This is a genomic window from Belnapia moabensis DSM 16746 (assembly GCF_000745835.1).
In the GTDB taxonomy this organism is placed as follows: Bacteria; Pseudomonadota; Alphaproteobacteria; order Acetobacterales; family Acetobacteraceae; genus Belnapia; species Belnapia moabensis.
The window spans coordinates 1-22,455 of the sequence record NZ_JQKB01000034.1 but is presented as its reverse complement, the minus strand read 5'-3'; the positions used below and the strand labels follow the sequence as shown (position 1 = coordinate 22,455).

26 protein-coding genes are annotated in these 22,455 nt (G+C 70.3%); 11 read left to right on the top strand and 15 right to left on the bottom strand.

What is annotated here, in order from left to right; genetic code table 11:
- Positions 1-5 precede the first annotated feature (5 nt).
- The 4 genes from EP26_RS18745 to EP26_RS18730 all read right to left on the bottom strand — a co-directional run bounded on the left by EP26_RS18745 (position 6) and on the right by EP26_RS18730 (position 4,110).
- Positions 6-764, bottom strand: coding sequence for an SDR family NAD(P)-dependent oxidoreductase (locus tag EP26_RS18745; RefSeq protein WP_043340850.1), 759 nt, complete (start codon positions 762-764; stop codon positions 6-8).
- A gap of 105 nt (positions 765-869) precedes the next feature.
- Entirely contained in the window at positions 870-2,369 is a 1,500-nt protein-coding gene (locus tag EP26_RS18740) for a tripartite tricarboxylate transporter permease (RefSeq protein ID WP_043340849.1), read from the bottom strand.
- Between the two features lie 30 nt (positions 2,370-2,399).
- Positions 2,400-3,005: a tripartite tricarboxylate transporter TctB family protein gene (locus EP26_RS18735; protein ID WP_043340848.1), complete on the bottom strand. Its 606-nt coding sequence runs from the start codon at positions 3,003-3,005 to the stop codon at positions 2,400-2,402.
- 130 nt (positions 3,006-3,135) lie between these two features.
- Positions 3,136-4,110: a Bug family tripartite tricarboxylate transporter substrate binding protein gene (locus EP26_RS18730; protein ID WP_043340846.1), complete on the bottom strand. Its 975-nt coding sequence runs from the start codon at positions 4,108-4,110 to the stop codon at positions 3,136-3,138.
- 169 nt (positions 4,111-4,279) lie between these two features.
- Here EP26_RS18730 and EP26_RS18725 point away from each other — a divergent pair, with 169 nt between their 5' ends.
- From EP26_RS18725 to EP26_RS18705, 5 genes are read left to right on the top strand one after another with little or no spacing between them, the layout of a single operon-like run.
- Entirely contained in the window at positions 4,280-5,467 is a 1,188-nt protein-coding gene (locus tag EP26_RS18725) for a M20 metallopeptidase family protein (RefSeq protein ID WP_043340844.1), read from the top strand.
- On the top strand, positions 5,464-6,237 hold the full coding sequence (locus EP26_RS18720; RefSeq protein ID WP_052389364.1) for a creatininase family protein: 774 nt from the start codon (positions 5,464-5,466) through the stop codon (positions 6,235-6,237). Before EP26_RS18725 ends, EP26_RS18720 begins: the two co-directional genes overlap by 4 nt.
- A complete protein-coding gene (locus EP26_RS18715; protein WP_043340842.1) occupies positions 6,234-7,226 on the top strand; it encodes a ketopantoate reductase family protein in 993 nt (330 codons plus the stop codon). Before EP26_RS18720 ends, EP26_RS18715 begins: the two co-directional genes overlap by 4 nt.
- The gene (locus tag EP26_RS18710; protein ID WP_043340841.1) at positions 7,223-8,209 is read left to right on the top strand and encodes a ketopantoate reductase family protein; all 987 of its coding nucleotides are present in this window, start codon (positions 7,223-7,225) and stop codon (positions 8,207-8,209) included. Before EP26_RS18715 ends, EP26_RS18710 begins: the two co-directional genes overlap by 4 nt.
- A gap of 1 nt (position 8,210) precedes the next feature.
- Positions 8,211-9,047: a VOC family protein gene (locus EP26_RS18705; protein ID WP_043340840.1), complete on the top strand. Its 837-nt coding sequence runs from the start codon at positions 8,211-8,213 to the stop codon at positions 9,045-9,047.
- Here EP26_RS18705 and EP26_RS18700 read toward each other — a convergent pair.
- The gene (locus tag EP26_RS18700) at positions 9,037-9,885 is read right to left on the bottom strand and encodes a hypothetical protein (protein ID WP_245624450.1); all 849 of its coding nucleotides are present in this window, start codon (positions 9,883-9,885) and stop codon (positions 9,037-9,039) included. The genes EP26_RS18705 and EP26_RS18700 overlap by 11 nt on opposite strands.
- Positions 9,886-9,954: 69 nt before the next feature.
- Between EP26_RS18700 and EP26_RS18695 the strand changes: the two genes are divergently transcribed.
- Entirely contained in the window at positions 9,955-10,515 is a 561-nt protein-coding gene (locus EP26_RS18695; RefSeq protein WP_084112656.1) for a cytochrome b, read from the top strand.
- On the opposite strand, the gene EP26_RS18690 is transcribed toward EP26_RS18695, so the two are convergent.
- Positions 10,512-10,709, bottom strand: coding sequence for a hypothetical protein (locus EP26_RS18690; protein WP_043340837.1), 198 nt, complete (start codon positions 10,707-10,709; stop codon positions 10,512-10,514). The genes EP26_RS18695 and EP26_RS18690 overlap by 4 nt on opposite strands.
- 120 nt (positions 10,710-10,829) lie before the next feature.
- Between EP26_RS18690 and EP26_RS18685 the strand changes: the two genes are divergently transcribed.
- Positions 10,830-11,162, top strand: coding sequence for a DUF1491 family protein (locus EP26_RS18685; RefSeq protein WP_043340889.1), 333 nt, complete (start codon positions 10,830-10,832; stop codon positions 11,160-11,162).
- Positions 11,163-11,387: 225 nt separating this feature from the next.
- Positions 11,388-12,104, top strand: a complete 717-nt coding sequence (locus EP26_RS18680) for a response regulator transcription factor (protein WP_043340835.1) — start codon at positions 11,388-11,390, stop codon at positions 12,102-12,104.
- A 100-nt stretch (positions 12,105-12,204) separates the two neighbouring features.
- Here the strand turns inward: EP26_RS18680 and EP26_RS18675 are convergent, their stop codons facing one another.
- From EP26_RS18675 to efp, 5 genes are all read right to left on the bottom strand, one after another.
- Entirely contained in the window at positions 12,205-13,830 is a 1,626-nt protein-coding gene (locus EP26_RS18675; RefSeq protein WP_043340832.1) for a peptidoglycan -binding protein, read from the bottom strand.
- A complete protein-coding gene (locus EP26_RS18670) occupies positions 13,830-14,978 on the bottom strand; it encodes a hypothetical protein (RefSeq protein ID WP_043340831.1) in 1,149 nt (382 codons plus the stop codon). Before EP26_RS18670 ends, EP26_RS18675 begins: the two co-directional genes overlap by 1 nt.
- 10 nt (positions 14,979-14,988) lie before the next feature.
- Positions 14,989-15,513 (bottom strand): OmpA family protein, encoded by a 525-nt coding sequence (locus EP26_RS18665; RefSeq protein ID WP_043340829.1) that lies wholly within the window; start codon positions 15,511-15,513, stop codon positions 14,989-14,991.
- Positions 15,514-15,663: 150 nt separating this feature from the next.
- Entirely contained in the window at positions 15,664-16,518 is an 855-nt protein-coding gene (locus EP26_RS18660) for an inositol monophosphatase family protein (RefSeq protein ID WP_043340828.1), read from the bottom strand.
- 15 nt (positions 16,519-16,533) lie between these two features.
- Complete coding sequence (gene efp, locus EP26_RS18655) at positions 16,534-17,103, bottom strand: elongation factor P (protein WP_043340827.1); 570 nt, start codon at positions 17,101-17,103, stop codon at positions 16,534-16,536.
- A gap of 280 nt (positions 17,104-17,383) precedes the next feature.
- Here efp and EP26_RS34980 point away from each other — a divergent pair, with 280 nt between their 5' ends.
- On the top strand, positions 17,384-17,971 hold the full coding sequence (locus tag EP26_RS34980; RefSeq protein ID WP_043340825.1) for a hypothetical protein: 588 nt from the start codon (positions 17,384-17,386) through the stop codon (positions 17,969-17,971).
- On the opposite strand, the gene EP26_RS18645 is transcribed toward EP26_RS34980, so the two are convergent.
- Positions 17,956-18,963, bottom strand: a complete 1,008-nt coding sequence (locus EP26_RS18645) for a lysine-2,3-aminomutase-like protein (RefSeq protein ID WP_043340822.1) — start codon at positions 18,961-18,963, stop codon at positions 17,956-17,958. The genes EP26_RS34980 and EP26_RS18645 overlap by 16 nt on opposite strands.
- A gap of 11 nt (positions 18,964-18,974) precedes the next feature.
- Here EP26_RS18645 and epmA point away from each other — a divergent pair, with 11 nt between their 5' ends.
- Positions 18,975-20,003: an EF-P lysine aminoacylase EpmA gene (gene epmA / locus EP26_RS18640; RefSeq protein WP_043340821.1), complete on the top strand. Its 1,029-nt coding sequence runs from the start codon at positions 18,975-18,977 to the stop codon at positions 20,001-20,003.
- Positions 20,004-20,014: 11 nt separating this feature from the next.
- On the opposite strand, the gene EP26_RS32145 is transcribed toward epmA, so the two are convergent.
- The 3 genes from EP26_RS32145 to EP26_RS18625 are packed head-to-tail and all read right to left on the bottom strand — an operon-like array spanning position 20,015 to position 22,082.
- Positions 20,015-20,431, bottom strand: a complete 417-nt coding sequence (locus EP26_RS32145) for a DUF2171 domain-containing protein (protein WP_052389363.1) — start codon at positions 20,429-20,431, stop codon at positions 20,015-20,017.
- A 51-nt stretch (positions 20,432-20,482) separates the two neighbouring features.
- Positions 20,483-21,208, bottom strand: coding sequence for an FkbM family methyltransferase (locus EP26_RS32140; protein ID WP_052389362.1), 726 nt, complete (start codon positions 21,206-21,208; stop codon positions 20,483-20,485).
- A complete protein-coding gene (locus EP26_RS18625) occupies positions 21,201-22,082 on the bottom strand; it encodes a PhzF family phenazine biosynthesis protein (RefSeq protein ID WP_043340820.1) in 882 nt (293 codons plus the stop codon). Before EP26_RS18625 ends, EP26_RS32140 begins: the two co-directional genes overlap by 8 nt.
- Before the next feature lie 118 nt (positions 22,083-22,200).
- On the opposite strand from EP26_RS18625, the gene EP26_RS18620 reads away from it, so the two are divergent.
- A partial coding sequence (locus tag EP26_RS18620; protein ID WP_043340884.1) for a helix-turn-helix domain-containing protein occupies positions 22,201-22,455 on the top strand: 255 nt, incomplete at its 3' end.

Genomic DNA, 22,455 nt, shown 5'->3' with positions numbered 1-22,455 from the left:
CTTCCTTAGTGACTGAAGCGCCGCGTGCCGCCATCCACATGAATGACCTGCCCGGTGATGTAGCGCGCCAGCGGCGAGGCAAGGAACACCGCCAGCACCGCCAGATCCTCCGGCTGGCCGATATAGCCGGCCGGCACTTCCCGTTCCGCCCAGGCACGGCGGGCTTCCTCGGTCGGCATCACCCGCAGGTCGATCTGCTCGGAGTGAAGGCGCCCGGGCGGAATGGAATTCACCGTGATCCCATCCCGCCCGACCTGCCGCGACAGCGCCTTGGCCCAGATATGCGTAGCGCCGTTCGGTGCGTTGGCCGGGTTCACGTTATGCGGTTCGTCCTGCCCGGTGAGGTTGATGATCCGTCCGAAGCCGGCCGCCTGCATGGCCGGTACCAGCGCATGGGTGAGGCGCCGGGCGGCGTGGAAGTTCAGCTCCATCGCCTCCTGCCATACCGCCTCATCGCCGAGTTCACCCGCCGACTGTGGCCGGCTGCCACCTGCATTGTTGACCAGGATGTCGCAGCGCCCGAACCGCCCGAGCACCGCATCTCGGATGCGCGGCGCCGCTGTCGCATCCGTCACGTCCTCGATGAGGATGAGCGGCTCTGCCGTTGCCGGCAATTCCGCGGCAAGGCGTTCCAGCAGCGCCCGCCGCCGGGCCAGGATAGCAAGCCGACAGCCTTCCCTCGCCAGCATCGCCGCGATGCAGCGCCCAAGCCCCGCCGAGGCGCCGGTGACGAGGGCAACACGCCCGGTCAATTGCAGATCCATCGCTCATCCTTGTTCCGCATTCCAGCCGGAGCCTGCGTCCCCGGCGCATAAAAGAAAAGCCGCCCCGGTCTCCCGGGGCGGCTTCGGCAGGGCCGGGGAGGGTGCTCAGCCGCTGAGGGCGGCCTCCTTCCCCTTGCGCAGGTTCGGCAACAACATGGCCGCCAGAGCGATCGCACCGATGGCCAACATGCTTGCGCTGATCGGACGCTCGATGAACACCATGACGTCGCCGCGCGAGAGCAGCATGGCCCGCCGCAGATGCTCTTCCATCATCGGGCCGAGCACGAAGCCGATCAGCATCGGCGCCGGCTCCAGCTTCAGCTTGTTGCACATGTAGCCGAACACGGCAAAGATCACGGTCGAGTATACATCGAAGACGTTGTTGTTCACGCTGTAGGCGCCGATGCAGCAGAACACCAGGATCGCCGGATAGAGGAACTTGTAGGGAACCTGGAGCAGCTTGACCCACATGCCGATCATAGGGAGGTTGATGATCAGCAACATCACATTGCCGATCCACATCGAGGCGATGAGGCCCCAAAACAGGTCGGGCTGGGCCTCCACCATCCGCGGGCCGGGCTGGATGCCCTGGATGATCAGCGCGCCGACCATGAGCGCCATGACCGCATTGGCCGGGATGCCCAAGGTCAGCAGCGGGATGAAGCTCGTCTGCGCCGCCGCATTGTTGGCTGCCTCGGGCCCGGCCACGCCCTCGATGGCGCCGCTGCCGAAGAGGTGCCGGTTCTTCGAAACCTTGCGCTCCATCATGTAGGAGCCGAAGGAGGACAGGGCCGCGCCGCCGCCCGGCAGGATGCCGAGCACGGTGCCGACCAGGGTGCCGCGCAGGGTCGAGGGCGTGGCGCGACGGAATTCCTCGCGGGTGAGCCAGAGGCTGCCGACCTCGGTCTTGAGGACGCTGCGGGCCTCGGGCTTCTCGAGGTTGAGGATGATCTCGGCGATGCCGAACATGCCCATCGCCAGTGCGACGAAGCTGATGCCGTCGGAGAGTTCGGGGATGCCGAAGGTGAAGCGTTGCTGGCCGGTCTGCACGTCGGTGCCGACCAGCCCAAGGGCCACGCCGAACACCACCATCCCGATCGACTTGATGACGGAGCCCTGGGCAAGGACGGCCGAGATGATGAGGCCGAGCAGCATGAGCGAGAAGTAGTCCGCCGGCCCGAAGGACAGCGCCACCGACGTCAGCAACGGCCCCGAGCCGGCGACCACGATGGTGGCCACCGTGCCGGCAAAGAAGGAGGACAGCGCCGAGGTGGCTAGCGCCGCGCCCGCCCGGCCGTTCCGGGCCATCTTGTAGCCCTCGAGGGTGGTCACGACCGAACTGATTTCGCCAGGCAGGTTCAGCAGGATCGCGGTGGTCGATCCGCCATACTGGGCGCCGTAATAGATGCCCGCCAGCATGATGATGGCGGTGGTTGCCGGCTGGCCGAAGGTGATCGGCAACAGCAGCGAGATGGTGGCGACAGGGCCGATGCCCGGCAACACGCCGATGGCGGTGCCGATCAGGGCGCCAACCAGCGCGAACAGCAGGTTGTTGAAGCTGAGCGCGACGCTGAAGCCGTGCGCCAGGTTACCTAGGATGTCCATGACCGTTGCGTGTCCCTTCCCGGCGTCTGATCAGTACTGAAGCGGCCAGACGGCCACGCGGATGTCGAGCTGCTTGATGAAGATCCACCAGCACATCGCCAGCAGGAAGATCGTGATGCCGAGCACGCCGAGCGGCCGCGAGCGGTGCTCCGGCTCCGCGAGGCAGGCGATGCCGATGGTCACGGCCAGCGCCAGCATCAGCCCGCCCTTTTCGAGCAGAAGGCAGAAGGCGCACATCGCCGCGCAGATGAAGGCCAGCAGCCGCCAGCCGGCCGCGTAGGCCAGGACCAGGAACCCGGCGAGCATGCCGATGCCAAGCGACCCGTACGAGCTTTCGAAGAAGGAGCTGATATAGGGCGCCGCCAGCCCGACTGCGGTGCCGACGATGACCGAGATGATCAGCATAGAGGCGTCGAGCCCGGTCCACTTCTCCAGCGGATCCGGACCGTTGAAGAAGGCCAGCGCGAGCACGATGGTACCGAGAGCCATCTGGGCCCAGAACACGAGCATGGGCATGTAGCCTGGGCCCATGCGTCGGGCACTGCCGAGCGAGTGGTCGCCGTTCAGCCAGAGTCCCGTGGCAGCGATCAGGATGAGCAACACCCCTGAAGCGACATCCTTGGCATTGATTTTCATGCGGCGACCCTTCCCGGCTCCCAGCTTGCCGGGGCGACCCGGCATTTCCCCAATCTTAATCGTGCAACGACAACCCTATGGAGCGCCTCCGGTCAAGCCGGAGCGTCCCCGAATTCCCTGGCTTGGCTTGCTAATCCGCCCTGGCGCCGGATGCCTGCACGATCGGAGCCCATCGCGCCACCTCCCCGGCGATGAACTCCGCGTAGGTGGCAGGCGAAAGCGGCCTGACGAGACCGCCAAGCTCGGCGAAGCGCCGTTGCGTGCCTGGCTCCGCCAACACGGTGCTGATCTCCCGGTTCAGCCTCTCGGCCACCGCCGGCGGCAGGCCTGCCGGGCCGGAGATGCCGAACCAGGAACTCGACACCAGGTCGACGCCCTGATCGCGAAAGGTCGGGACCGCCGAGAAGGCCGGATGCCGCGCCGCCGTCGCCACCGCCATGCCGCGTACCGCACCGGCCTGGAGATGGCCGGCAGCGCTCGGCAGGCTGTCCGACATCATCGGCACCACGTCGGCGATGCCATCGGTCATGGCCGGGCCAGCGCCGCGATAGGGCACGTGGTTCACCCGCGCGCCCGTCATCTGGCCGAACTGGACAATGAGAAGGTGATTGGAGGAGCCGGAGCCGGAGGAAGCGATGTCGAGCCCGCGCGGCTGCTCCTGCGAGAGCCGCACCACCTCGCCGAGATCGCCCGGTGGAAAGCGCTGGTTGGCGACGAAGACCGAGGGTGTCTCGATCAGCAGTGCAATATGCGTGAAGTCGCGCAGGGGATCGTAGCGCAGGTCGCGATAGAGCGAAGGCGCGATGCCGTGGCTGGCGATGTTGGAGACGATCAGGGTGAGCCCGTCCGGTGCGGCCTGCGCCACCTGCGCGGCGCCGAGCGTCGCCCCCGCTCCCGGCCGGTTCTCAACGACCACCGGCTGGCCGAGCCGGTCCCCTAGCCCCTGGCTCACCAGCCGCGCGGCGAGATCCGTGGTGCCGCCCGGGGCGAAAGGCACGATGAGACGGATGGGCTGTGCGGGCCAGGACTTGCCCTGGGCGCACGCAATCGCGGGCAGCGCCGCGAAAACGGCACCGCCGGCGAGCCAGGCTCGGCGCGGCAGCATCCCGGGCGTCCTCCTCCCTTGAAGCGTGCTGCCTATCGCATGGCGGGTAGACGGGGGGCAAGCCATGCATCCCGTGCTGCAGCGCAGCAAAACTTGCCGGTGACGGCTTGCGGCATCGCTGCTTTGCCACGATCCTCGCCGCACCGATACCGAGCAGGAACCCACGCCGATGGCAGCCTCGCCCCGCCTGAACGACCCCGAGACCCGCATCCGGGAGGCGGTCGCGGCGCTGGAGCCGCGGCTCGTCGAGATCCGCCGCGACATCCACGCGCATCCCGAACTCGCCTTCGAGGAAGTGCGCACCAGCGGCATCGTCGCCGCGGAACTCGCCCGCATGGGCATCGCGCACCGCACGGGCGTCGGCCGCACCGGCGTGGTCGGCGTGATCGAGGGTGGCCGCCCCGGCCCGACGCTCGCCATCCGCGCCGACATGGACGCGCTTCCGATCCATGAGATGACCGGCCTGCCCTTCGCCAGCACGGTGGAGGGGAAGATGCATGCCTGCGGCCATGACATCCACACGACGACGCTGCTCGGTGCCGCGGAGGTGCTGAAGGACCTCGCCCCGCAACTCGCCGGCCGCGTCGTGCTCGTCTTCCAGCCGGCCGAGGAATCGCTCGGCGGCGCCGCCGAGATGGTGAAGGACGGCGTGCTCGAGGGCGTCGACATGGCGCTCGGCTTCCACAACCATCCGGACATGCCGGCCGGGCAGTTCGGCTATTGCCGAGGCTCGACCCTCGCCGCCGCCGACCGCTTCGACCTCGTCATCCGCGGCAAGTCCGGCCATGCGGCGCACCCCGACAAGGCCGTCGATCCCATCGTCGCCGCCGGCGCCTTCATCGCGCAGGCGCAGACCGTCGTCAGCCGCGAGTTGGATCCTCTGATGCCCGGCGTCGTCACCATCGGCATGATCCATGGCGGCACCGCGCCCAACATCATCCCGGAGACGGTGGAGCTGCGCGGCACCGTGCGCACGCTGCACCATGCGGCGCGTGATGTCGCAGAGGCTGGGCTGAAGCGCCTCGCCGCCGGGCTGGAGGCGATGCACCGCGTCGAGTGCACGTTGAGCTACCGCCGCGGCGTGCCGCCGCTCGTCAATGCCGACAGCGTGCTCGACCCTGCCATCGCCGCGGTCCGGCGCCAGTTCGGCGATGTGGTGGTGGAAGGCCGTCCCAGCATGGGCGCCGAGGATTTCGCCGAATTCGCCGAGCGCGTCCCCGCCTTCCAGCTTCGCATCGGCAGCGGCGCGCCCGGCCGGCACGATCATCTGCACAATGACCGCTACCAGCCCGACGAGCGTTGCATCGGCCTCGGCGCCCAGGCGCTGACCCGCATCGCGCTCGACATGCTCGCATGACCAACCGCATCGCCGAGTTGGCCTGGCCGGAGGTCGCCGAGCGGCTGGGGCAGGGGGCCTGCGCCATCCTGCCCATGGGCAGCCTCGAAACCCATGGCCCGCAGGCGCCGATGGGCGACTACCTGCTGGCCGAGGCGCTGGCCGACCGCATCGCGGCTGGCACCGGCTCCCTCGTGCTTCCCGCCATCCCCTTCGGCGGCGAGGATTACTTCGGCATGGTGCCCGGCGGCATCGTCCTCACCCCCGGCCTGCTCCAAGCGGTGGTGGAGGAAGTTTGCGGCAACCTGATCCGCACCGGCTGCCGCCGCATCCTCATCCTCAACGGCCATGCCGGATCCATCGCCCCGGTCGATGCCGCGGCGCGCGGGCTTCGCCGTCGGCATGGGGTGGTGATCCCCGCCTTGCATCTCTGGCGCATCGCCGGTGTGCTCCATGCCGAATTCGGCGGCAAGCCGGAGAGCTTCGGCCATGGCGGCGACCCGGTCTGGTCCGTCGCGCTGCATCTCCGCCCCGATCTCTGCCACCCGGAGCAGGCCCGCGCCCGCGAGCCGGCTGGCACCATCCTCGGCCAGCCCATCGCCAGTTTCGGCACGATCCGCCTGGCCGGTGTCGAGGTCGCCGTGCCGACGGAGGTGGAGGAGGTCGCCCCCGGCGGCGTCGCCTGCGTCGACAGCCGCCCCGGCAATTCCGAGCACGGCGCCCGCCTCGCCGCCCGCCTGGTCGAGGCCGGCATCGCCGCCGTCGCCGCGCTCAAGGATGCCGTGGCGTGAAGGTCTGCATATTCGGCGCCGGCGCCATCGGCGGCCATGTCGCCGCCCGGCTGGCCAAGGGTGGCGCCGATGTCTCGGTCGTCGCCCGCGGCGCCAACCTCGCCGCCATCGAGGCACGCGGCCTCACCGTCCACGCCCCGGACGGCACCATCCATTGCCGCCCCCGCGCCAGCGCCGACCCGTCCGCGCTCGGCCCTCAGGATGCGGTGATCGTCACCACCAAGGCGCCCGCCCTGCCGAGCGTCGCCGCCGCCATCGCCCCGCTGCTCGGGCCCGAGACGCCGGTCGCCTTCGTCATGAACGGCATCCCCTGGTGGTACAACGATGCGACGGCGCGCGACGGCCAGAAGCTGCCGGCGCTTGACCCGGGCGGTGCGCTGCGCCATGCGATCGGCATCCCGCGCACCATCGGCGGCGTGGTCTACTCCGCCTGCGAGGTCACCGAGCCCGGCGTCGTCGAGGTCGAGACCAGCGACGGCCGCGTCATCCTCGGCGAGGTGGATGGCCGCATCTCCCCCCGCGCCCAGGCGCTCTCCGCCGCCATCGCCGCCGGCGGCCTGCCCTCGCCGGTGGTGCCCGACATCCGGCAGGCGGTCTGGCAGAAGCTGCTCGGCAATCTCGTCAGCGGCCCGCTCTGCATCCTGACGCGCTCCTGCATGCAGGACACACTGCAGAGCGCCGAGGCACGCGAGACGGCCATCCGAATGTCGGAGGAAGTCACCGCCATCGCCGCCGCCGAGGGGTGGCCGATCCCCGGCGATGCGCCCGCTGCCCGCGTCGCCCGCGCGGCGACGCTGCGCCACAAGCCCTCTATCCTGCAGGACCTTGAGGCCGGGCGGATGATGGAGGTGGAGGCGATGCTCCAGGCCCCGCTGCGGATCGCCCGCGAGGCCGGCCTCGCCGTGCCGACGCTTGCCCTGATGGTGGCGCTGGCGACCCGCGCCGCCATTGCCGCCGGGCTCTACACCCCGACCGAGGACGCCGCATGAAGATTTGCATCTACGGCCCTGGCGCTATCGGCGGCCATCTCGCCGGCCGGCTGGCCCAGGGCGGCGCCGAGGTCTCGGTCGTCGCCCGTGGCGCCCAGCTTGCCGCCATCCGCGAGCGCGGCCTGACCATCCGCCTGCCGGACGGCGCGATTGAATGCCGCCCCAAGGCCGCTGCCGACCCGGCCGAGCTCGGCCCGCAGGATGCCGTCGTCGTCTGCACCAAGGTCCCGGCCTTGGCCGGCGTCGCCCGCGCCATCGCCCCGCTGCTCGGGCCGGAGACGCCGGTCGCCTTCGTCACCAACGGCATCCCCTGGTGGTACTTCGCCCATCATGGCGGAGCTGAGGAGGGCCGGCGCGTCCCCGAGGCCGATCCCGGCGACGCGGTCTGGAATGCCGTCGGCCCGGCGCGGGCGATCGGCGGCGTGGTCTATTCCGCCTGCTCCGTGCCGGAGCCCGGAATCATCGAGGTCACCAGCAAGTCGAGCAAGCTCATCCTCGGCGAGCCGGACGGCTCCCGCAGCCCCCGCGCCATGGCGCTGGCCGGCGCCTTCAAGCAGGGCGGCCTCCCCTGCAGCGTCGCCGAGGACATCCGCACCGATGTCTGGGCCAAGCTGCTGAACAACCTCTCCAACGGCCCCTTCTGCATCCTCAGCCGACGCAACATGCAGGAGACCTTCCGCGACGCCACCGTCCGCGCCGCAGCGGTGGAGGTGGTGAAGGAGGGCCTCGCCATCGCCGCCGCCATGGGGCGCCCGGTCGGCGGCGCGGCGGAGGACAGGATCAACCTCTCGGCCGACATCCCGCACAAGCCCTCCATCCTGCAGGACCTCGAGGCTGGCCGGCCGATGGAGGTCGATGCGCTCTTCCAGGCACCGCTCCGCCTGGCACGGGAGCGCGGTGTGGCGGCGCCGACGCTCGCCCTGATGGTGGCGCTCGCCGCCCAGGCCGCCGAAGCCGCCGGCCTCTATCGCCGGGAGGGGTGAGATGGACAACCTCATCGACCACATCGTCATCGATGTCCGCGACCGCATGGCCGAGGGTGCCGAGGCCTGGCGCCGCCTCGGCTTCCAACTGACGCCGATGGGCAAGCACAGCCTCGGCTCCGCCAACCATCTGGCGATCCTCGGCCGCGACTATCTGGAACTGCTCGGCACCGATGTGCCGGGCGGCGCGCTTCGCCCCGATATCGCGCCCTATCCAATCGGGCTGAACGGCCTCGTCTTCCGTACTGGCGACGCCGAGGCGCTCGCCGCCGCGCAGCAGGCCCGCGGCGTGCCGGTCGGGCCCGCCCAGGCCTTCCACCGCCCCGCCGATCTGCCCGACGGCACACGGCAGGACGCCAGGTTTCGCACCGCTCGCCTCGACCGCGCCGCCGCCTTCGACGGCCGCCTCTATTGGTGCGAGCACCTGACACCGGAGCATGTCTGGCGCCCGGAATGGCAGTCCCACCCCAATGGCGGGCTCGGCGTCGCCCGCATCCTGCTCTCGGTGCGGGACCCGGAGCGGCAGGCGGCGCTCTTCCGCCGCATGTTCGGCGCCGATGCGGTGAGCATCGGGTCGGATGGGCGCGCCACGCTCCAGTCCGGCGAGGCGGTGGTGGAAGCCGCCCCGCATGCCACCGTCGCCTCCGAACTGGGTGAGGCGGCGCCCGACCCGGCCGGCCGCGGCGACCACATGGCGCTGCTCGGACTCCGCATCCGCTCGCTGGCGGAGACGGCCTCGGCGCTCCGCATCAATGGCGTGCCCTTCATTGAGGCGCCCGGCCTCCTCCGCATCCCGGCCCGCGAGGCGATGAACACGACGCTCGACTTCATGGCGTGACGAGGCGGGGCAGCGCCGTCTGCCCCAGCACCCAGCCCTCCCAGCGCCAGACCCAGGGATCGTCCGGGATGAAGTCCGGCCGCACCCCATCCAGCACGCCGATCAGCCCGAGCAGCCCGATCACCGAATCGAAGCGGTCCTCCCCCGCCGCATCTGCGCCGAACCCATCGGCGATGGTGGCCTCCAAACGCGGCTCCGGCACCACGCCACGCGCTGCCAGGAGGGCGAGCAGGGCTGGGGCCAGTGTCCGCCGCGGCCCCTGCGCCCGCTTGCTGCCTTCGAGACGAAGCCCGCACTGCCGCAGCGCCTCCGCCGGATAGACCTCGGCCAGCACCGCCCACCCCGGCGCCAGCAGATCGTGCAACGTTCCCTCGAAGGGCCAGAGCCGGACCGGTGCCCCCGCGCCGAGCGCTGGCACCAGCCAGTCCCTCCAGGCGCCGATCGCCGCCTTGCCCGACTGGTTCGCCCCGAGTGTCCAGAACACCGGCGCTCCCGCCGGCCGTTCCGCCGTCGCCCGGTCGCACCAGCGCGACAGTCCCTCTGGCCCGCTGAAGCCGAGCGCTGCCGCATGCGCCGCCCGAGTCATCCCCTTGATGCCGCGCGCCGGGTAGAAGGGCCGCTCCGCCGAAACCGTCTCCAGCCCCGCGCTCACCTCGAAGAAGCCGGGCCGCGCCGCCAGCCCGTGCAGGAAATCCAGAAAGCCCGCCTCCGCCCGGCCCGCCGCATAAGCCCGCGGCAGGCCGAGCGGCAGGTCGAGCCCCAGCGCCACCGCTCGCCCGGGGGCGATCAGCCCCTCAACCAGCCCCTCCAGCGCCCCAACCGGCCGCGGCGCCGCCATGCGCCAACCTTCCCCTTTACGCTCAGCCACTGATATCCAACGCTTGCGCGGGTCGATGCTCCAATCGGCATGGGCGGCGACCACGCCAGAGGAGGCGCCGTCATGCAGGCCTACAGCACCGGATCGAAGTGGTTCCACTGGGTCACCGTCGCCTTGCTGGCCCTGGCTTGGCCGGTCGGTTTCGTCATTCAGTTCATCAAAGATGACGTGAAGATGCCCTTCTATGCCGTTCATGAATCGGCTGGTTTGACTATTCTCATTGTCGCGCTGGCTCGCCTCGCCTGGCGCGCCGCCTATCCACCGCAGCCGCTGCCGGACCACATTCCCCTGCTGCTGCGGCGCACCGCTGCCGGGGTCCATCATGCGCTGTATGCGCTGCTGATCCTGCAGCCGATCCTCGGCTTCATCGCCACCAATGCCTGGGGCTTCCCGCTGCGCGGCCAGACGGCCTATCTTGGCTTCATCGAGTTACCGAAATTCATGGAGACGAACGAGACGCTCGCCGGTGCCATCCAGACCGCCCATACGGTTGGTGGCTACGCGATCCTCGTGCTGCTCGTCCTCCATATCGGCGGGGTGATCTTTCACCAAGCCATCCGCCGCGACGGAACCCTACTGCGAATGATCTAAATCGGCTTCTGAGCCCGCTCCATCAACCTGCTGAAAAAGCCGCTTTTCTTGGTCGGCTGTGTGGTTTCCACCGCCTTGGCTGCGGCGGCGCGCTCCGCCTCGGCTTCCTTCGCCTTGAGCGCCATCCATTTCTCCAGGCTCATCCCTGCCTTGGCCGCCCGCTTCGCCTCATAGGCGCGCTGGCCCTCGGTCATCTTACGCTGGTCCACGGTCCAACCCCATCCTGGCCCTGATCGCCCGAGATGTGGCGGAGGTCGCGGCTCTCGGCAAGCAGGGGCTTGCCGGGCGTACCCGGTTCCGGGCCTATGCGCTTCATGGAAGCGCGCGTGAAGGCCGGCATCTGGGTCTCTATGGCATTGCGGCTCGCCGATATCGGCGGCCGCAGCGGTGCGGTGCTGCGCAGGGGTGACCCGGATTCGGGCGGCATCCTCTGCGTGCTGCGCGGTCGGGAAGGCCTCGTCGTGCTCAGCCAGGTGCGTGATGCGGAGGGTCGCCCCGCCTGGCTCCGCAGCACCGGGCCGGTACCCGTCGAGGAGGCGGTGGCCGATGCCTATATCGAACGGCAAGTGAAACGCGACCCGGATTTATGGGTTGTGGAGTTCGAAGCACCGGATCTGGTGCCGCCTTTCGAAGGCAAGCTGCTCTGACCATACAGGTTTGCCGTCTTTTCAGAACGTTACAAGATAAGCTTCACTGGCCGGTGCGGGCACTGACTGCCTGCAGGCCAGTGTTCGAACCTGTTTCGCAATAACGTGTAGCCTAACCGACGCATCCGTGAGGTGCGCAGGTTCGCTTTATGGTTTCAATCGCTGAGCCCTGGTCGCCAAATGCGTCCGGCATAGCGAATTGGCGATGTCTTTTTCGGAGGTCCAATGGCGACGCCCCGCCCTATCCTGATCGTCGAGGACGATGCTGCCCTGCGTTCCACCCTGGTCGAGCAACTCGCCATCGATGGCGACTTCGCCGCCGACGAAGCCGAGAGCGCGGGCGAGGCGGAAGCGAAGCTGGCCAATGCCAATGCCCGCTACGACGCCATCCTCCTCGACATCGGCCTGCCCGATGCGGATGGCCGCGACTTCTGCGCCAAGCTCCGCCGCGAGGGGCGGCAGATGCCGATCATCATGCTGACCGGCGCGGATGCGGAGGCCGACATCATCCGCGGTCTCGATGCCGGCGCCAATGACTACATTGCAAAGCCCTTCCGCCTGCCGGAGCTGCTGGCCCGGGTCCGCGCCCAGCTGCGGGTCTTCGACAACAGCGAGGACGCGGTCTTCACCGTCGGGCCCTACCTCTTCCGCCCAAGCGCCAAGCTGCTGATGGAGCCGGCTCGCAACCGCAAGATCCGCCTGACCGACAAGGAAAGCGCGATCCTCAAATTCCTCTATCGGGCGGGCGGCAAGCCCGTGCCGCGGCAGATCCTGCTGAACGAGGTCTGGGGCTACAACAGCGCGGTGACGACGCATACGCTCGAGACTCACATCTACCGCCTGCGGCAGAAGATCGAGCCCGACCCCTCCCATACCCGGCTGCTGCTGACCGAAGCCGGTGGCTACAAGCTAGACCCGGTCGCCGGCAATCCGCCGGCCTAGGGCGATTCGCATTCGCAACTGGTCTGAAGAAGCCCCGTCAAGGTATTGCCGAGTCGAGTAAAATGCTCCTGATCGGATGATCCTACCCGATCGGGGTGCTCTAGCGATCGGTCAACCGCAGCTCGATCCGCCGGTTGCGCGCCAGCGCCTCCGGCGTGTCGCCCGCATCGAGCGGCTGGTTGTCGCCGAAGGCCGTCGCCGCCACGCGGTTTGGCGGCAGCCCCTCGGCCATCAGCAACTGCGATACGGCGATGGCGCGCGCCGCTGAAAGCTCCCAATTGCTGGCATAGCGCGGGCTGCGGATCGGCGTGCGGTCGGCATGGCCGTCGACGCGCAACAGCCAGTTTACATCCTGCGGGATTTTCGCCGCGAGATCCTGCAGCACGCGCGCGATCGCCCGGATCTGCTGCTGGCCGGCCGCCGACAGCTCGGCGCTGCCCGGCGGGAAGAGCACCTCGGACTGGAAGACGAAGCGATCGCCGACGATCCGCACATCCGGCCGGTCGCCCAGCACGTCCCGCAGCCGGCCGAAGAAGTCGCTGCGGTAGCGCTGCAGCTCCTCCACCCGGGCGGCAAGGGCTGCATTCAGACGGGTACCGAGGGCGCTGATCTGCGCATCCTTGTCCCGCCCCGATGCTTCGGCCGCGTCCAGCGCCGCCGCGACCCGGGCGATCTGGTTGCGCAGTTCCTCGATCTGCCGGCCGAGCAGGGCAACCTGGGCGCGGGCGCTTTCCGCGAGCCGAGCCTGCTCGGCTGCCACCCGCTCCGCCGCCTGGCGCCGCTCCTGCTCGCTGCCGGTCGCGGCCTCGGCAGCGGTGCGCCGCTGCGCCTCGTCGCCCGCGCGCCGTGCGGCTTCCTGCGCCTGGCGCTCCAGCTGGTCGCGCAAGGCGGTGAGGGCCCGCACCTGCTCGTTGAGCCGGACGATGTCGGAGAGCCGTGCCTCGATGGTGGCGCGATCCACCTTCACCTGCTGGTCGAGCGCCGCCATTTCCTGCCGCATGGCGGCGAGCTGACGTTGCGTCTCGGCGAGCTGCCCCTGCGCCTCCTGCAACTGTCGCCTGAGGCCGGCAAGCTCCTGCCGCGCCGTCTCCGCCGCGCCCCGTGCGTCGCCGAGCTGGCGGTCGAGATCGGCCGCCCGCGCCTCCTGCTGCTGCCGTCCGGTCCGCTCGGTGGCGAGGGCCCGCGTTGCCTCGGTCAGCCGGGCGACGATCTGTGCCGCGTCGCCCCCGGTCGCCTCGGCCCGCTGCAAGGCATCGGCCAATTGCCGCTCCAACGCGGCGATGCGCTCCGGCGCGCCGCGGCTGGTCAGCTCGAGATCGGTCAGCCGCGCGGTGAGCTGGTCCCGCTCGCCGCGTGCCGCATCACGCTCGGTGGAAAGCCGGTCCCGTTCATCCCGCAGGTCGCGCAGTTGCGTCTGCAAGGCATCCCGCGCCGCCGCTGCTCCGCGCAGCTCCTCGGCGGTGCGGGTGAGGGCGCTGCGCAGCTCGCCGGTCTGGCCACGCTCCAGCGACAGCAGCTCGGCCAGCTCGGCCACCTGCCGGTTCAGCCGGTCGAGCGCCCGGTCACGCGAGGAGAGGGTGACGGAGAGGAAGCCCTGGGCCAACACGAAGACCAGCAGCACGAAGATGAGCACCATGAGGAGCGTCGAAAGCGCATCCACATAGCCCGGCCAGGCATCGAGCCCGCCGCCGCCCCGTGCCCGGCGCCGTCCGCCAGACCCTGCCATTACCGCGACTGATCTTCAGAGAGCGCCGCAATCGTGCGCGCCACTAGCTTGATTTCGCTGCGAATTTCGTTGGTCGCCTGTTGCCGGCCCTGCGCCACTTCATCGACCAGCCGGGCGAGATGCAGCTCGGCATTACGGAGATGCCCGCGCAGCACCTCGTCCACCTGCGGCTGTGCTTGCGCATCCGCCAGCCGCGCCAGAACCGGGGCGAGCTGCGCCTGCTGCTCGGCGACGCGCAGCATGAGGGACTGGCTGGCACGCATCTGGTCGGTCAGCGCCGTCAGCCGCTCGGTGAGCGTCAGCATGGCCTGCCCGGTCTGCGCCCGGCCCTCCTCGCCGCGGGCCAGGATGCGCTGAAGCCCCTCCAGGTTCTCGGCCGTCTGCTCCAGCAGCGCCTGCACATAGGCCGGCACGCTGCCCATCGCCTCGCCGCCCGCATCGCCCAGCACGCCGGAGGACAGCCGGGTAATGCCCGCCAGCCATTCCTCCAGCTCGTTGTAGAAGCGGTTCTGCGCCTGCCCCGCCGTCAGGTCGAGGAAGCCGAGCACCAGCGCCCCCGCCAGCCCGAGCATGGAGGAGGAGAAGGCCGTTCCCATGCCCCTGAGCGGCTGCGCGAGCCCGGTCTTCAACTGGTTGAAGAGCTGGTTGAGATCCCCCGACCCGACCGACATCCCCCCGATCACCTCGGAGACGGAGCCGATGGTCAGCAACAGTCCCCAGAAGGTGCCGAGCAGGCCGAGGAAGATCAGCAGCCCGGTCATGTAGCGCGACAGCTCCCGTGTCTCGTCGAGGCGGGAGGCGATGCCGTCCAGCACGCTCCGCATCGCCGGCGCCGAGAGCGAGAGCCTGTCCGAGCGCCGGGCGGAGAACATGCTCGCCATCGGGCCGAGCAGGCTCGGTGCCGGCTGCGCTGGGGCGCCGAGCCTCGGCGCGCGGAAATGCTCGAGCCAGGCGACCTCCGGCTTCAGCACCAAGACCTGGCGGAGGTTCCAGGCGATGCCCATGACCAAGACGCCGAGGATCAGCCCGTTCAGCAGCGGATTGGCGGCGAAGGCGGTGGCGAGTTCCGGCGCCAGCAGCAACCCGACCCCGAGCACCACCGCGAGGAAGACCAGCATGCGCCAGAGAAAGCGGAGCGGTGGGGTCATCGATGGCTCCTCATCGCGCCGGCGGTGGCTCGGGCGGCTGGATATCGACGGCATCGAATGGCTCGCCGGTGCGGCCCATAGGGCGCAAATCGATCCGCGTCGGCGCAAGGCCGCCCGTGGCCAGGGCCTGCTTGACCGCGATCGCGCGGGCGAGGCTCGTGCGCCGCGCCGCGGAGATGTCGGCGACCGGCCCAGAGGCTTGGGCCGTCACCGTCACCCGCCCGGCCGGCCCGGCAGCGATGCGGCGGCCGAGATCGGCGAGGCTGCCCTCGGCGCCTTGCGGCAAGCTATCGGTCCCGGCGGGGAAGCGCAGCCGCGCCCCGCCATTCGGCAACGCCTCCAGCCCGGCCGGCAGGCCGCGGAGCGCCAGGGCGGGCGGGGACAAGGCCGTCGCGGGCTGAGGTCCGGCGAGATCGGCCGGGCGCGGCGGCACAGCCGCGGGCGGGGCAGGGATGCTCTCCTCCGCCTCCGTCGGCTGGGCCGCGGCCGGATGCAGGCTGGCCAGCAGCCAGAGGACGATGGCGAGGCGCGTCACTTCACCAAACTAGGGCAAACCCCGGCCAGGTGGAATCACCTGAGCGGAACTATCTGCTCGATAGAATAGCAAGCCAGGACGGGATCCGGGAGCCAGTGCGAACGGAGGCCGCACCGGAGCAGGGCCGGCCATGAAATCCAACGCCCGGCCTCAACCCGCCTGGCGCTGGCGGCTCGCCTCGGCGGCGGCGACACCCTCCGCCACCACCTCGCGCAGCTTGCCTTGCAGCGCCTGGTTGCCGGCGACGACATTGCCCTCGGCGTAATAGGCATCGCCGCCCTGCGGATCGGTGATGAAGCCGCCCGCCTCCCGCACCAGGACGAGGCCCGCGGCGATGTCCCACTTCTTGAGGTTCAGTTCCCAATAGCCGTCGTAGCGGCCGGCAGCCAACCAGGCGAGGTCGAGCGAGGCCGCGCCGAAGCGCCGCACGCCTGCCACCTGCGGCATGATCCGGGCGAGGGTATGGGTGAACTCCGCCCGGCGCGGCGCCGCGGCGAAGGGGATGCCGGTGGCGAACAGCGCCTCGCGCAGGTCCTTCCGCCCGGAGACGCGCAGCCGCCGGTCGTTCAGGAAGGCGCCGACGCCCCGCTCCGCCCAGAACATCTCGTTGGCGGCCGGGTTGTAGACGACACCGGCGACGAGTTCGCTCCGCCCGTCCTCCAGCCGCCGCTCGATGCCGACGCTGATCGCCCAATGCGGGATGCCGTGCAGGAAGTTGGTGGTGCCGTCGAGTGGATCGACGACCCAGCGCCACTCCCAATCCTCTGCCCCGTGGGTGCCGCTCTCCTCCATGAGGAAGGCGAAATTCGGCCGCGCCCGACCGAGATCCTGGCGCAGCGTCTCCTCCGCCCGAAGATCAGCCTGGGAGACGAAGTCGCCGGGCCCCTTGGAGGACACCTGGAGCTGCTCGACCTCGGCGAAGTCGCGCAGCAGCCGGCGCCCGGCCTTCTGCACCGCCGAGACGACGACATTGAGCGCAGGCGAGAGACGGGCAGGAGACGCCAAGACTCGATTCCTCTCTCAGCCCTTGGCCCGCTCCACATAGGAGGCGTCCTCGGTGCTCACGACGATCTTCTCGCCGGTGGTGACGAAGGGCGGCACCATGGTCTTCACGCCGTTCGACAGCATGGCCGGCTTGTAGGAGGAAGCGGCGGTCTGCCCCTTCACCACCGGGTCGGCCTCGACCACCTCGAGCGTCACCTGCGGCGGCAGGGTCATCGCCACCGGCTCGCCCTCGATCAGCCGCACGCCGACGGTCATGTTCTCGACCAGGAAGGGCAGCCGGTCGCCGAGGATGTCCTTCGAGACGGTGGTCTGCTCGTAGGTCTCCGGGTCCATCAGGATCAGCGTGTCGCCCTCGGCGTAGGAGTAGGTGAACTCCTTGTCCTCGGTCATCAGCCGCTCGACGGTGTCCGCCGTGCGCCAGCGCTGGTCCTTCTTCGCGCCGGTCTTGATGTTGCGCATGTCGACCTGGATGATCGCGTTGCCCTTGCCCGGGATCATGATGTTCTGCTTGAGGATGGTGTAGCGCTGGCCTTCGAACTCGATGACCATGCCGGCACGCATCTGGTTGGCTTGCATCTTTGCCATGGGGCGGGACCTGACGTCTGAAAGGGCGGAATGAGCAGCGGCGCGCCGGCGGGGCCGGCACGCGGACTGGCCGCGGTTTAGCGGCCAAGCCCCGTCCTGGCAACCTCGCCTACCGTTCCGCCCTTGGCACCATGCCCCGTCGAGGCCATGTGATCCCTCGCCCGGCGCCCTTGCGTCTATCACGCCGGCGCAAGCGACAGCGCGCCGCCCATTCCTTGCATGCGGCCGCACCGACACCTGGAGAGCGCACAAACCGAGATCAACCCGGAGGGGAACATCCATGACCTATGCCGAACGCGTGCAGCACTGGAACCGCCTGTATGACCAGGCGCCCGAGGACCTGCGGTTCAATGTCGTCGCCGGAGCGGTGGTGCTGGTCGGCGCCATCAACATGTGGCTGACGGTCGCGATAGGCTTCCCCTTCGCCCTGTTGGTCATCCTGGCGATCGCCGCGCTGACGGCGGTGCGCCTGCCGCATGCGATGGGCTGGGTCCAGCCTCACCCGGAGCAGCCGGGCCGCGCGCAGATGCGGATCGAAGGCGCCGACAGCCTCTACCGCTGGAATCTCTGGTATGACAGGCTGACCGAGCCGCAGCGCGCCGCCGTGCTGCTGGTCATCCTGCTTGGCGCCGGCATTATTAACATGCTGCTGACGATCGGCAACGGCTTCCCCTTCGGCCTGCTCTTCCTGCTGGCGATCCTCGCACTGGTCACCGTGCGCGGCCCCTATGCCGCAGGCTGGCTGGTGCCACCGGCCGAGCCGCGGCTGAACCCGGCCCCGCAGGCGCCGCTGCTGGAGCGCGAACCGGCCGCCGTCAGCCGCCAGGTCGAGGCGCAGCCGATCCCGCGCGATCAGGCGCCGTCATAAGCTGGCCCGAGCGGCACTTTCCCGGCACCGCCTGGCCGTTCCTGCACATAAGTCGGCCAGGCGAGACCGCTGACCCTCCCGCGCAGCGCCCGCAGCAGCGCGCGGCCTTCCTCCACCGGCACGGCGAAGCGCGCCGTCCCCGGCGCCGGGTCGAGCTGGTGGAGGTAGTAGGGCTTCACCCGCGCCCGCAGCATGGCGCGGAACAACCCCTCCAACGCCTCGGCGCTGTCATTCACCCCGCGCAGCAGCACGCTCTGCCCGAGCACCACCACGCCCGCGCGGTGCAGCCGCCCCAGCGCCTCTATGGCGGCGGGGGAGAATTCCCGCGCATGGTTGGCATGGACGCAGAGATAGAGCGGCCTCGCCACCGCCCCGAGCGCCTCGGCCAGCGCGGGCGTGACGAGATCGGGCGCCGCCACCGGCACGCGGCTGTGGATTCGCAGCAGCTCGATATGCGGCATCGCCGCCAGCCGCCCGAGGATCGCGCCCAGCCGCCGCGGCGAGAGCATCAGCGGATCGCCGCCGGTGAGGATCGCCTCCCGCACCGCCGGCGTCCGCGCGAACCAATCGAGCGCCGCTTCCAGAGCCGCCTCGCCCAGCACGCCGCCATCGGCACCGACCGCCTCGCGGCGGAAGCAGAAGCGGCAATAGACCGGGCAGGCGAGCAGCGGCTTCAGCAGCGCCCTATCCGGGTAACGATGCACCACGCCCTCGACCGGGGTGAAGGGCGCATCCGCCGTCGGGTCCTCGAGCTCGTGGGCGGCGGTCAGCAACTCGGCGGCATCGGGGATGTATTGCCGGGCGATGGGGTCCGCCGGGTCGGCGCGGTCGATCAGCCCGGCGACGGCCGGCGTCACCGCAATGCTGTAGCGCTCTCCGACCCGCGCCACCGCTGCCACCGCATCGGCGGGCAGCAGCCTGGCATCGGCGAGATCGGCGGCGCTGCGGAGGGTGCGGGTCGACATGATGCGGCGGGAGCTAATCCCTGGCATGCTCCGCGGCAATGCCCTCCCTGCCGAACTGGCACCCGGCGAGCCTCGCCGACCGGCTGCCCTTCCTCCATCGCCGCACCGCGCTGACCGCGGCCACGCGGGATTTCTTCGCCACCCACGGCTTCACCGAGGTGGAGACGCCCTGCCTCGTGCCCGTGCCGGGCATGGAGGTTCATCTCCAGGCCTTCCGTAGCGAATACGTGCCTCATCTCGGTGTCGGCGCGCGGCGGACCCTGTGGCTGCGCACCTCGCCCGAGTTGGCGCTGAAGCGCCTGCTGGTCGCTGGCGCCGGCCCGGTCTTCGAGCTGGCCCGGGTCTGGCGCAACGGCGAGGCGAGCCCGCGCCATGCCCCGGAATTCACCATGCTCGAATGGTACGCCCCCGGTCTCGGCCTCGCCGGGCTGATGGATCAGGCGGAGGAGTTCGTCCGTGGCGTCTGCCCGCCCCGCATCAGCCATGAGGGGGTGGAGACCGACCTGACCCTGCCCTTCGAGCGCATCACCATGGCCGAGGCCTTCGACCGCTGGTGCGGCGGCCTCGACATCCTGGCGACCGAGGGCGATGCCGGGGCGCTCGGCGCCGCCGCCAGCGCCATCGGCATCTCGCCGCGCGAGGGGGAGGGGTGGGAGGACCTGTTCTTCCGCCTGCTGCTGGAGCGGGTCGAGCCGCATCTCGGACGGGAGCGGGCGACCTTCCTGACCCATTGGCCGGCGCCGCAGGCGGCGCTCGCCCGGCGTGACCCGGCCGATCCGCGCGCGGCGCTGCGCTTCGAGCTCTTCGCCGGCGGGATCGAGCTGGCCAACGCCTTCGACGAGCTGACCGACCCGGTGGAGCAGCGTGCCCGCTTCATCGCCGATACTGAGGCCCGCCGCGCCCAGCACCCGGGCGAGGCCTGGGATATCGACGAGGAATTCCTTGCCGCGCTGGAACACGGCATGCCGGCGGGCAGCGGCATTGCCCTCGGCTTCGACCGGCTGGCGATGCTCGCCTCCGGCGCCCGGCGGATCAGCGACGTGCTGTGGCTGCCCGCGCTGCCCTGAGCGCTGCGCGGCTATTTCCGGTGGGTGTTGATGCCGCCATCCGCCGCCGGCCGCTGGCCGCCCTTCAGGCGGTCGGGGCTGCCCTTCGGCCCATGCGCCTGGGCGCGGCTGCCATGCGGGCCGCTGTCGTCCGGCCGGCCGAAGGCGGCGCCGGCATCCGGGTCGAGCGCCATCCGTTGCGCCAGGGCCGCCTCGTCGACCATGGCCTCCGCTGCCTGCGCCGCGGGGAGCGAGAGCCGCACCAGCCCGCCCTCGAGGCTCGCCACCAGCTTGCGCGGCAGCCAGCGATGCTGCCCCGCCTCGTCACGCATCAGCTTGATGTACTCGCCCTCGGTGCCGTCCACCGTGCCGACGTTCCGCCCGTCGCTGCCGATGACCGGGATGTGGTCGGGTATCTCGCCATGGGCGAGGTCTGTTGCATTGGCCATGCGTCCCTCCTGCCGTGTCGTGCAGGGGAACGGGCGGGGAGGGGCTGGGGTTCAGCCGCCGGCTTCTGCCTTCCGCAAGCGATCCAGCATTGCGGGCGTCAGCTCGCGCGGCAGGAAGTAGAAGACGAAGACATAAGGGTCGGAGGCGGCGAAGACGGAGGGGTCCGCGCTCGCCACCTGCATGGTGGCGCGGTCGAACCCGGCCATGGGCCGCCAGTCGCCCCAATGCTCCCAGAAGCCGTCATAGCCGAGCGCGTCGAGGAAGGGCGGCACGGCCCAGGTGCTGCCGGGCCGGTGGCGCTCCTCGATCTCGATGGAGAGCACAGGGCGGCAGCGGCGAAGTGTCTCCACCGCGCCACGCAGCACCTCGTATTCGGCGCCCTCGGCGTCGAGCTTCACCGCCGTCAGGTCGTCCAGGCCGAACTCGTCGAGCCGTCGCAGCGGGACCGCGACCTGCCGCTCGCCGACATGCGTCCCGTGCCCGTCATAACGCTTGGCGAGGCTCGCCCATTGCCCGTTCGGCACGCCATCGACGACCGGAAGGCGCAGCACCGCCTCGCCCGTCGCATCGCCGAGCGCCTCCTGCCGGAGCGTCACATGCGCGAGCCCTCCGGCCGCGGTGCGGAGCCGGGCGAAGCTCTCCGGCAGCGGCTCGAAGGCCAGGACGCGCGAGCCGGGCAGGGCGGCCAGCGGCAGGGTGAAGCCGCCCTCATGCGCGCCGACATCCAGCAGCGTCCCCAGCCGGTGCAGGGTTCGGTGGAAGCCGAGCTCATCCATCGGCGAGGATGGTGCCCTGCGAGACCGGCACCACGCCGCCGCCGACCGCGGCACGCAGGCCGCCCTCACCATCCTCCCACGCGCGGATCGCAAGGAGGCTTGGCCGTCCCATCTCGATTCCCTGCTCGACCTCCAGGGCGATGTCCTCCCCGCCTGCCGCCCGCAGCAGCAGCGCGGCCAGCGCCACATTCGCGCTTCCCGTCGCCGGATCCTCGGGGATGCCCTCCAGCGGTCCGAACATCCGCCCCCGCCGCCGCCCATCCGGCAGCGGCGCATGCAGGTAAAGCCCGGTCGCCGTGCTCACCGGCAGGTGGGCACGGAAGGCCGCCGCATCCGGGCTCGCGGCCGCCAGCGCGGCCGCATCCACGACCTCGGCAAAGGCAATGTGATTGCCGCAGCCGCCGATCAGCGGTGCATGTACCCGCGCGGTAATCGCTGAAGCGGGCAGTCCCGCGCAGGCCGCCGCTGCCGCCGCCGTGAAGGGTGCCGCTTCGGCGAAGGCCCGCGGCGCTTCGATCTCCGCCCCCGTCACCGCGCCCGTTGCGTCCCTGGCGAGCCGCGCCAGCACCCGCCCCGCCGCCTGGTCGAGCAGCAGCCGCTCGCCGGCCAGCCCCAGCCGCCGCGCCAGCAGCACCGCTGCACCGACGTTCGGGTGTCCGGCAAAGGGCAGTTCCGAACCCGGGGTGAAGATGCGGATGCGAGCGGCATCGCCCTCGATCCCGAGGACGAAGACGGTCTCGGAGAGGTTGAACTCCCGAGCCAGGCGCTGCATCGCCGCCGTGTCCAGCGCCTCGGCCCCGAAAACGACGGCCAGCGGGTTGCCGCCGAAGCGTTGCCCGGTGAAAACATCCGCCGTCTCGAACTCAAGCCTCATCCCGCGCCTCCGAGAAGCGGATCATACCAACCGCCATGGTCACTGACTCGCATGTGATCCGCGGTTTGCGGCGGGCGTGATTCGCTGTCTCCCGGGGGTTCGATTCGGGAGGCTTGCGATGGCGGTGGTGATCACGCGGCAGGACTTGTCGGCGGATGCCCTGAGGCAGGCTGCAGCTCGCAGTCGGGACGCGAACGCAGCGCGACGCATGCTGGCTCTTGCCTTGGTACTGGAAGGGCAGTCGCGCACGGACGCGGCCGCAACCTGCGGCATGGACCGGCAGACCCTGCGCGATTGGGTGCACCGTTACAACGCCGAGGGGTTGGCAGGCCTGGTGAACCGGCGCGCACCGGGCCCCACGGCACGGCTACTG